The organism is Kitasatospora sp. NPDC022856, assembly GCF_055561235.1.
In genome coordinates, this window is record NZ_JBVHHE010000012.1 from 166,808 (window position 1) to 176,801 (window position 9,994).

A 9,994-nucleotide genomic window follows, 5' to 3' on the forward strand; every position below is an offset into this window, starting at 1 on the left:
CGCCGGGGGGGGTGCGGCGACGGCCGCGGGTCTCACCAGCCGAGGCGCTCGCCGAGCAGCTTCAGGTCGGCGGCGTACTTGGCGATGAAGGCGGGCGAGAGCTGCGGGATGTCCCGCGCCGGTCCGATCCCGGCGGCCCGGACGGCGGCCCGGAACCGGTCGGAGGGGATGACCGACCCGGGCACCGCCTCCTCCGGCCGCTTGAACGCGTGGACCAGCGGCAGCGCCGAGTGCTGTCGCTGCCCCTCAGGCAGGGCCCGCATCGCGGCCTCGAACCGGACGAACCAGTCGTCGTAGTCGGCAACCCGCTCGATCCGGTGCCCGGCCTCGACCAGCCAGTCCACGAAGCTGTCGAGCGACACCCCGTCGTCGTTCGGGTTGACCAGGCTGAAGGTCCGGTAGCCCTCGGTGCGCTGGCCGCCCAGGGCCACCACCGCGGCGGCGGTGAAGTCCACCGGCAGGCCGTCGTAGTGCGCCCGCCGGCGGTTCCCCCGGTCGTCGGTGCGGTAGAAGGAGTGCGGCGCGATGCCGGTGGCGATCACGCTGAGCAGCAGCCGGGTGAACTGGTCCGGGACGTTCAGCTGCCCGGCGTAGCGGCTGTGCGCGAGGATCATGTTTGACCGGAACGTGGTGACCGGGAGTCCGCACCGGTCGTGCGCCTCGCGCAGCAGGACCTCGCCGGCCCACTTGCTGGTCGCGTAACCGCCCGCGTAGCCCTCGTCGGTCTGCTGCACCGGGAGGGCGGTCCTGACGTCCGAGTCCTCGTCCAGCGCCCCGCCGGCCCGGGATGTGGCGACCGCCACGCTGGAGATGTAGGTGAAGGGCTTGATCCGGCCGGTGAGCCCCAGCCGGATCAGCTCGGCCGTGCCGACGACGTTGGCCTCGAACAGGTGGTGGTACGGGAGGACGTGGTTCACCAGGGCGCCGGCGTGGACGATCACGTCCACCTCCTCGGAGAGCCGCTTCCAGGTCGTGTCGTCCAGGCCCAGCCGCGGCTCCGCGATGTCGCCCGCCAGGACTTCCAGGTGCCCGTCGGCCAGCTCCCGGTAGCGGCGCACCAGTTCGTCGTCGCCGCTGACGAAGGCCGCGTCGAGGCGCCCGCGGGCCGCGTCCGCGTCCCGCCCGCGCACCACGCAGATCACCGTCCCGCCGACCGGGGCCAGCCGCTCCAGCCACTCCAGGCAGAGGAAGTGGCCGAGGTAGCCGCTCGCGCCGGTCAGCAGCACCGTCCGGGGCCCGCCCGAGGGCTGCGGCAGGGTCCGGGCGTCGGCGATGGTCCGGTCGTCGAGGAACTTGTCCAGCGTGAGGTCCCCGGCGCGGACCCGCGTGCCGTCCTCGCCGTGCACCGAGGCGAAGGTGACCCCCCGCGGGCCCGTCGCGCGCTTGGTCTCGATGTAGCCGGCCAGTTGACGCAGGTCGTAGGCGGGGCTGATGACGGTGTCGACGGGAACCCGTACGCCGAAGATCTCGTGGAGCAGGTTGGAGAAGGAGACGGCGGTCAGCGAGTCCCCGCCGATGTCCCGGAAGCGCGCGGCGGGGCCGACCTCGACGGTGGAGCCCGCGAGCAGCGCCCGGGTGGCCCGCTGGACCGTCTCCAGCACCGGCCGGTCGGCGCCCGTACGGCGCAGCTCCAGCAGCTCCCGGCTCTCCCGGGCGGCTATGTCGGCGTACAGCTCCTCCAGTTCGCGGCCGTAGCGTTCCTGGAGCCGGGGCCGCAGCAGCTTGCGGTGGTCCGAGAGCAAGCCGTTCGCCTGGTCGAAGGGCTCGGCCTCGATCAGGACGTCGCGCGGGATCTCGTAGGAGTTCAGTCCGGCCTCGCGGGCGATCTGCTGAAACGATTCGCTCAGCAGCTGGCGGAGGTGTTCCCGGTCGTCGCCGAACTGGTCGAGGGCGGCCGGCGTGGGCACGACCACGGCCAGCAGATAGGACCGCTCACTGTTGCCGTACACGAAGATCTGCCGGACCAGCGGGCTCGCCGCGAACTCGGACTCCAGTCGCGCGGTCGCCACGAACTCGCCCTGGGAGAGCTTCAGCACGCTCTTGCGGCGGTCCAGGATGGTGAACCGGTCCGGCCCGAGCTCCGCGACGATGTCGCCGGTCCGGTAGTAGCCGTCCTCGTCGATGATCTCCGCCGACAGCTCGGGCTGCTTGTAGTAGCCGGGCACGACGGCCTCGGACTTCAGCAGCAACTCCCCCCGCGGGTGCGGTGAGTCGGTCCGGTAGTAGCCGAGTTCGGGGACGTCGGCCAGCTTGTAGTCGATCACCGGTGGGCGGAGCAGCTTGTCGTCGACGGAGACGGCGGCGGCCTCGGTGGAGCCGTAGATGATGGTCAGCTCGAAACCCAGCAAGGCCTCGACGAAGACCCGTAGTTCGGCCGAGAGCGGGGCGGAGCCGCAGCTGGCCCAGGCGAGCCGGCCGCCCAGGAGGTTCTCCCGCAGCTCGGCCAGGACCTCGGCCTCGACCGCCCGCCGGTCGGCGCCGGCGAGCTCCCGCCGGTCCAGCTCGCTCTGGTACTTCTGGTAGAGCATCTCGCAGACCCGTGGCACCAGCGACAGTTCGGTGGGCCGGACCAGTGCGATGTCCTCGAAGAAGGTCGACATGTCGCTGCTGGCCGTGAAGTAGCTGATCCCGCTGCGGGCGAGGGTGTTCTTCAGCGACGAGTGCCCGGCGACATGGCTCATCGGCATGTAGTTGATGTTGATCGCGAGGAGGTCGGAGAACAGCTTCGACCAGGCCCCGCCCCACATCGCGCTCAGCAGGGTGTCGGTGTACATCGCGCCCTTGGGCGTTCCGGTGCTGCCCGAGGTGTAGATCAGCATGGCCAGCGGGTCGTCGCCGTCCTCGGGGACGAACAACGGCGCGTCGGGCAACGCGGATCCGCGGCCGACGACGTCCGCCAGGGTGTCGATCGCCACCTCGCGGCCGGCCTCTGCCAGGCGCTCGCGCGCGGCGGTGAACTTCTCGAACTGGTCGGTGACGTCCGGGTGGTAGTCGAAGACCACCAGCCGGCGGGCCGAGGGGTTGGCCAGCAGCAGTTCGACCGCGACGTGCAGCCGCTCGACGCTCGCCGCGACGACGAAGGGCTCGGTCTCCTCGACGATCGAGGCGAGTTGCGCCAGCGGGGCGCTGGTCTGCAGCGGGACGCTGACCACGCCGAGGTAGTTGCAGGCGAGGTCGACCACCGCGTAGTCGCCGCTGGCGAAGCCGAGCAGGGCGATCCGCTCGCCCGGTTCCAGCGGATGCTCCGGGTGCCGGTGCCATTCCGCGGCCACCGCGCGGACCCGCCCCCAGAGTTCGCTGTAACTGGTCGTTTCGTAGTGCGCCAGGAGGCGGAGCGAAACGCGGCCGGTGTCGGCGTCCCGCACGAACTCCTTCGCGCGTTCACCGATTGCGGGCCGGTCCGTGTGGCGCTGCATGACTTTTGCTAACGTTTGCGCAAGCCGCATTCTGGGTCTCCGCATCGCATCGCCGGCAGACTGCCGTGGCTGTTATTCGAAGGACCGGTGCTGGTCGGCCTGCACGCCGACGACGGCACACTCGTCTCCCGGACGCTCCGTCCATTGCTCCGAGTTCGTGCCCCGATGCTAACCAGAGCCGAACCGGGTTCCTGAACAAACGAACGACGATCTGTCAGGTCGGCCGTTTGCCGGGCCCCGTACGCCGAGTTCTCCCGGGCCCGCACAAAGTCCTTCGCCTGCGGCCTTGTTGCCGTCGGACCGGGTCGGCCGGCGGGAACTGCCGGCGCACCGCACCGCGGAGCGGGCGCATGCGACGCGGTCGAACGAGCCGACCGCGCGCCGCCGTCCATGACCGCCGACCGGGCCCGGAGAGCCGTAGTTGACACGCTTGCCGTGTTCGCCTTGCGCAGGTCTGGTTACTTAGGGCAGCATCAAGCTTATGCAATATAGCGCGTAGACAATTATCGCGGACGCGGGTTGAGCGCGCTCAAGATCATTCTAGTGGGAGGGATGTGCCCATGTCAGGCAGCTCGGCTCCGAGTGAACACCGGACGGGAGGCGACGCCTTGGCAGCACCCGAGGCGCCGTCCGAGACGGCAGCACCGGAGGTCCAGCAGGACTCCCTGCGCTGGTCGGCACGGTTATGGGTGTCGCTGCTGATCTTCAGCGGCGTGATCCTGCTCGACGGGCTCGACATCTCGATGATCGTGGTGACCATCCCCGAGATCCAGAACGAGCTCGGGATGACCGCGGCCACCGCCCAGTGGCTGGTCGGCGCCTACATCCTGGCCTTCGGCAGCTTCCTGCTGCTGGGCGGGCGGGTCGCCGACCTGTTCGGCCGACGCCGGGTGCTGGTGATCGCGATGGCCGCGTTCGCGGTCGTCTCGCTGTTCGGCGCGCTCGCCGACAGCTCGGTCCTGCTGATCGTCTCGCGCTTCGTCAAGGGCATGGCGGCGGGCTTCGCCGCCCCGGCCGCGATGTCGCTGCTGACCACGACGTTCCCCGAAGGGCCCCAGCGCAACAAGGCGTTCGGCATCTTCAACGTCTTCGAGGCGTCCGGCTACTCCTCCGGCCTGCTGGTCGGCGGCCTGCTCGCGGGCCTGAGCTGGCGGTCCATCTTCATCCTGCCGATCCCGCTCTCCGTGCTGCTGCTGATCGGCGCCCTGCGCTTCCTGCCGCCGGACCCGCCGCGCACCGAACGGCCGCGACTCGACATCGGCGGCGCCGCGACCCTGCTCGCCGGCACCCTCCTGCTGGTCTTCACCGTGGTCTCCGCCGCCGAAGCCGGCTGGGGCTCGGTGCGGACGATCGGCGGATTCGCCCTGTCCGCCGCCCTGCTGGCCGCCTTCCTGGTGATCGAGCGCAGCGTGAAGGAGCCGCTGATCCGGCTCGCCATCTTCCGCAACCGCAGCCTGGTGAGCGCCAACGTCAGCATCGCCCTGCTGTACGGCGGCGCGATGGGCTTCCAGTTCCTGCTCGCCCTCTACCTCCAGGACCTCCAGGGCTGGCGGCCGTGGCAGATGGCCCTGGTCCTGCTGCCGGCCGGCCTCATGGTGGTCATCATCGGTCCCAAGCTCGGCGCGCTGATGGAGCGGTTCGGCGTGACCAAGATCCTGATGGTCGGGCTGGTCGCCTTCCTCCCCTGCTACCTGCTGATGCTCTTCATCGGCCCCGAACCCGACCTCTGGCGCGTGCTGTTGCCCGCCTCCGTACTGTGGGGCGTGGGCTTCGCGCTCAGCATCGCGACGCTCATGGTCGCGGGCACCAACGGCGTCGCGGACGAGGAGCAGGGGCTCGCCGCCGGGCTGCTCAACAGTTCGCTGCAGGTCGGCGGCGCCTTCGGCCTCGCCGTCGTGACCGCGGTCATCATGCCCGGCACCGAGCTGTCGATGTTCTACCCCGGCCTCGCGGTCATCCTCGGCTTCGCCGTCCTCACCCTGATGGCGCAGTTGACCAACCGTCAGAAGTGACCGACCGGCGCGGCGGGCCGGAGCTCCGGTGACCGCCGCGCCGGACGCTCCGGCCCCGACCGGACGGTCGACCGGTCGGTGGAGGGGGAGCCCGGTCAAGGGCGGTTGCCCGGACGGCGACGGGAACCCGGTCGAGCAGCACCGCGGCCTGCACCCCGATCCGGTGGAGCACCACCGCACCCGCGGTGGTGTCGTGTGCGGCCATGCGCGTTCACCCCCTCACGTCGGGGTCGGCGGGACGCCTTCCAGGCTGGCCCGGGCCCCCGGACGGGCACGGGGCCCGGGCCCGTCCGGGGGGCGGGAACCGGCCGAACCGGACTCAGGGCCTCAGTTGGACCGCCAGCGACATCGTGTAGCCGACGAGCGCGGCGAAGAAGCAGACCGCGGTGGCGTGCCGCGCGGTGAAGGGCAGCCCGGACAGCGAGGGGAAGAGCAGGACGGCGGTGCCCGCGGCCAGGTCGGCGATGTAGAGGCCGCCGGGCGGGACCACCCCGGTGGAGCGGGCGGCCCAGCCGGTGGCCACCAGGAAGCCGGTGAGCAGGATGAACCCCGAGAGCAGCCCGGAGCCGATGCTGGCCAGGGCGGGGTGCGGCTCGGGCGGATCCTCGCCCTCGGGGAGGGCGGGGCGCAGCCGGTGGGCGACGGCGAGTGCGGTCATCGCGACCGTCACGGCCGCGACGGCGCTGAGCAGGGGGCCAGGGTTCACCTGCGGCTCCTGGAGGTCGGGGGGTGGTGGCCGAGGACCGCGGCCAGCGCGGCCGGGACCAGCACGGCGAGGATCATGACGGTGGCCCAGACGGTCGGTTCGAGGGCGGGCGGCGCGGGCCCGCCGGCCGGGGGCGGGGGCGCGGCGACGACCGCGACCGTCGCGGACGGGCTCGGGGGCGGGGCAAGGACCGGGGCGAGGACCGGAGCGCGAGGCGGGGCGGGAGCCGGGGTGGAACCGGCCGCGGGGTCGGGGTGACGGTGGCCACGGTCGCCGGGGCGACCGCCGGGTGCTGCGCGGCGGCGGTCTCCGCGGCCGCCGGCCCGGGCACGGCGGACCGGGTCGGGGCGGGCGGCGTCGGGGCGGCCGACATCGGGACCGGCGGCACGGGCTGGGCGGATCCCGGAGCCGACGGCGCGGGCGAAGGTGTGGCCGAAGGCGGTTGCCCCGGTACCGGACAGTGGATCGGCGGCAGGTGGCTGAACGGCGGCTCGGGCGGCTCGGGCGGCACGGGCGGCACGGGCGGCACGGGCGGCACGGGAAGCACCGGAGGCCAGAACGGTGGCGGCGAAGGGGGCGAAGGGAGCGAAGGAGGCCAGGACAGCGGAGCGGGCACGAGGGCGGGAGGGGCCGGCACCGGCGCCGACGGCCGGGGCGGCCCCTGCACCGGAGGGTGCGCCTCGGCGGCGGCGGGCGGACGCGGGTGCGCCGCGCCGGTGGCGTGGTCCATCGCCCGATTGTCGGAGCGCCGCCCCCTCCGGCGGCAGCCCCTGACGCCCGCTCACCCCGGCTCCGGCGCCCAAACCCATCCCACCGGTGAACCCACCACCCCCGTAGCGCAAACGAACGACCGTTGACGGGCCATCTGTTCGCCGGTCACCGCTCACCCGCCGACGCACCCTCGTGCGGCGTGTAAGCGTCGTGGCATACTCCGGGGCATGACGACTTCCACCCCTGCGACCAGGGCCCTGCGGGCCGCGGTGTTCACCGCGCTCGCCGTGCCGCTGTCCGCGCTGGGCCAGGTCGTCATCACCGGTCGTCCGCTGCCGCTCGCCCTGGTCGCCGCCGCGACCGTCATCGTCTTCCTGGTCGCGACCGCGCTGGCCGGCCGGGAGCGGCGGCTGCTGCACATCTCCGCCGTGCTGGTCCCGGTCGAGCTGCTGCTCAACACCACCTTCAACCTGGGCCAGGCCGGCTGCGGCCCGGTCCTGGGCGCCGGACACGCCCCCGCCCGCGGGATGAACCTGCTGGTCTGCGGCGGCGGTTCGGTGGACGGCTCGCTGTTCTCGGGGCCCCTGGGGCACACCGGGCCGGTCGCGCCCGCCGCCACCCAGCTGCTGGTCCTGCTGGCCCATCTGCTGGTCGCGCTGGCCGCCGCCGTCTGGCTGCGGCTGGGCGACGCCGCCCTGTCCGGTCTGGCCCGGGCGCTGCGCGCCCTGCGCCACGCGGTCGCGGCCCCGCTGCGGGCGCTGCTCCTGCTGCTGGCGCCGGTACCGCTGCGGCCGGTGCGGCGGGTGCCGCTGCCGGTCTCGGACCGCCCCCGGCCGCTCCGCGAGGCCGTGGTGCTCAGCCCGGCTCCGCGACGCGGTCCGCCGGCCTTCGCGCCTGCCTGCTGACACCCCCGTCCGGCACCACGCCGGCCCGTAGGGCTCCCGGCCCGCGGACCCCGCCGGCCGGGCCGGCCCCGGGCCACCGCCCGGCACTCGCAGGCAGCGCGCCGACTCCCGAGTCCACCGACCCGGCCCCCTCGTGCCCGCGGCCTTCCGTGCCGCGCCGAGGCGGCCACCCAGGAAGCGCATGTCGCGCGCCGTGTCCAGGAGTTGACCCATCATGGCCCAGCCCACCGAACAGCCCGCCCGTAAGCAGTCCCAGCGCGTCAGCGCCCGCGAGCGGATCCAGGAGGCGCAGCTGCGCGAGCGCGCCGCCGCCAAGCGCCGGCAGCGGATCGTCGTCGGCGTCTCGATCGTCGCCGTCCTCGCCCTGGCCGGCGGTACCGCGCTGGCGATCAACGCGGCGGGCGGCGACGACCCGTCCAGCGCGTCCGCCGCCGCCGACCCGACCGCGCTGGTCGTCCCGGCCAACACCACCGGCCCCGACGGCACCGTGATCGTGTACGGCAAGCCGGACGCCGCCCACACCCTCCAGGTGTTCGAGGACTTCCGCTGCCCGGTCTGCAAGAGCTTCGAGGCGACCAACGGCGACACCGTCAGGAAGCTGGCGGACGACGGCACCGTCAGGGTGGAGTACCACCTGGCGGCGTTCCTCGACAAGAACCTCGGCGGCAAGGGCTCGCGCACCGCGCTCGCCGCCGTCGGCGCGGCGCTCAACGAAGGCGTCGACAAGTTCAAGCAGTTCCACGACGTGCTGTACGCCAACCAGCCCGACGAGCGCGAGGACGGCTTCGGCGACGTCAACCACCTGCTGGACCTGGCCGGCCAGGTGCCCGGTCTGAAGACGGACGCCTTCGTCAAGGCGGTGACCGACCGCACCTACGCCCCGTGGGCGAAGAAGGTCGCGGACGCCTTCAACGACAGCGGGGTGACGGGCACGCCGACGGTCAAGCTGGACGGCAAGCCGATCACCCTGTTCAGCGGGAACCGCGCCACCACGCCGGAGCAGTTCACCGCCCAGGTGAAGCAGGCCGCGGGCTTGCAGTGAGCACCACCGGCCCGGCCGACCACCCGGCCGGGCCGGCCCTTCACACCCACCGGAGTGCTCCGCGATGACCGCCCCGACTGCCGTGAACCCGCCCCGCTCCCGCTCCGCCGCCTCCTCCCCGCCGCACGGCACGCCGATCGGCGCCGGCCGGGCGTTCGCCCTGTTCGTGTTCCTCGGCGGACTCCTCGGCCTCGCCGCCTCGGCCGTCCTGACCTTCGACAAGCTCCGCCTCCTGGAGAACCCGTCCTACGTCCCCAGTTGCAACATCAACCCGGTGATCAGCTGCGGGTCGGTGATGCGCACCGAGCAGGCGGAGGTCTTCGGCTTCCCGAACCCGCTGCTCGGCCTGGCCGCCTTCGGTGCCGTCGCCGCGGTCGGCGCCGGGCTGCTGGCCGGCGCCGCCTACCGGCGCTGGTTCTGGCTGGCCCTGCAGGCCGGCACCCTGGCCGGCGTGGTCTTCGTGCACTGGCTGATCGACCAGGCGCTGTACGACATCGGCGCGCTCTGCCCGTACTGCGTGGTGGTCTGGGCCACGGTGGTGCCGCTCTGCTGGTACACCACGCTGCACAACCTGCGCTCCGGGGTGGTACCCGTCGGCCCCCGGCTGCGACCGGTGGTCCGCGAGGCCGCCCGCTACCACTGGGCCCTGCCGGTGCTGTGGGCCGCGGTGATCGCCCTGCTGGTCCTCAACCGGTTCTGGTCCTACTGGAGCACCCTGCTCTGACGCCCCCCGGAGAACGCCCCCGCCCCGAGAACGACGTCGGCCTCCAGGACCCGTGGGGGGTCCTGGAGGCCGACGTCGGGTACCGGCCCCCGGGCGGGGGCCCGCGCTCAGGAGGCGCGGTGGAACCGCTGGGGAAGCGTCCCCTTGCGCCACAGCTGGTCGAGGCGCTCGAAGAAGCCGTCGGAATCGGCGGAGACCACGCGCCGCTCGTCCGCGGTCATCCGGGCGAACGGGTCGTCGAACGCGAGCTTCTTCGGCTTGACGCCGACGGAGCTGCACATCCGGCGGCACGCGTGGCACCACGTCCGCCAGAACAGCACCGGGCGGCCCGCCCTGCTGCCCTCGTAGACGTAGCTGCGCACCGCGACCTTCCGGCAGACCGGGCACTCCTTCTCCGACTGGTCGTCGACGAAGTTCGGCTGGGTCGCCAGCTGACGGATCTCACTGTCGATGTAGGACTTCATTCCGGTGCTCCCAC

Annotated in this window: 6 protein-coding genes and 1 pseudogene; 4 read left to right on the forward strand and 3 right to left on the reverse strand. The window is 72.9% G+C overall.

What is annotated here, in order from left to right; all coding sequences use genetic code 11:
- Window positions 1-32 precede the first annotated feature (32 nt).
- Window positions 33-3,473 (reverse strand): annotated as a pseudogene (gene car, locus ACZ34W_RS17410) (carboxylic acid reductase); the annotation flags it as partial.
- Between the two features lie 551 nt (window positions 3,474-4,024).
- Here car and ACZ34W_RS17415 point away from each other — a divergent pair.
- The gene (locus ACZ34W_RS17415) at window positions 4,025-5,428 is read left to right on the forward strand and encodes an MFS transporter (protein ID WP_329486496.1); all 1,404 of its coding nucleotides are present in this window, start codon (window positions 4,025-4,027) and stop codon (window positions 5,426-5,428) included.
- A gap of 319 nt (window positions 5,429-5,747) precedes the next feature.
- Here ACZ34W_RS17415 and ACZ34W_RS17420 read toward each other — a convergent pair whose 3' ends face one another.
- Window positions 5,748-6,134, reverse strand: a complete 387-nt coding sequence (locus tag ACZ34W_RS17420) for a hypothetical protein (RefSeq protein ID WP_329486498.1) — start codon at window positions 6,132-6,134, stop codon at window positions 5,748-5,750.
- Window positions 6,135-7,072: 938 nt separating this feature from the next.
- On the opposite strand from ACZ34W_RS17420, the gene ACZ34W_RS17425 reads away from it, so the two are divergent.
- From ACZ34W_RS17425 to ACZ34W_RS17435, 3 genes are all read left to right on the forward strand, one after another.
- Entirely contained in the window at window positions 7,073-7,750 is a 678-nt protein-coding gene (locus ACZ34W_RS17425) for a hypothetical protein (RefSeq protein ID WP_465605009.1), read from the forward strand.
- A gap of 214 nt (window positions 7,751-7,964) precedes the next feature.
- Window positions 7,965-8,792, forward strand: a complete 828-nt coding sequence (locus tag ACZ34W_RS17430; RefSeq protein ID WP_329486501.1) for a DsbA family protein — start codon at window positions 7,965-7,967, stop codon at window positions 8,790-8,792.
- Window positions 8,793-8,856: 64 nt separating this feature from the next.
- Window positions 8,857-9,516: a vitamin K epoxide reductase family protein gene (locus ACZ34W_RS17435; protein ID WP_465605014.1), complete on the forward strand. Its 660-nt coding sequence runs from the start codon at window positions 8,857-8,859 to the stop codon at window positions 9,514-9,516.
- A 107-nt stretch (window positions 9,517-9,623) separates the two neighbouring features.
- Here the strand turns inward: ACZ34W_RS17435 and ACZ34W_RS17440 are convergent, their stop codons facing one another.
- A complete protein-coding gene (locus tag ACZ34W_RS17440) occupies window positions 9,624-9,980 on the reverse strand; it encodes a hypothetical protein (RefSeq protein WP_329486504.1) in 357 nt (118 codons plus the stop codon).
- Between the last annotated feature and the right edge of the window lie 14 nt (window positions 9,981-9,994).

Excerpts from the sequence above, each read along its gene's own strand:
- ACZ34W_RS17425 (WP_465605009.1), top strand. The coding sequence starts at position 7,073 with ATGACGACTTCCACCCCTGCGACCAGGGCCCTGCGGGCCGCGGTGTTC.
- ACZ34W_RS17430 (WP_329486501.1), top strand. The coding sequence starts at position 7,965 with ATGGCCCAGCCCACCGAACAGCCCGCCCGTAAGCAGTCCCAGCGCGTC.
- ACZ34W_RS17435 (WP_465605014.1), top strand. The coding sequence starts at position 8,857 with ATGACCGCCCCGACTGCCGTGAACCCGCCCCGCTCCCGCTCCGCCGCC.
- ACZ34W_RS17440 (WP_329486504.1), bottom strand. The coding sequence starts at position 9,980 with ATGAAGTCCTACATCGACAGTGAGATCCGTCAGCTGGCGACCCAGCCG.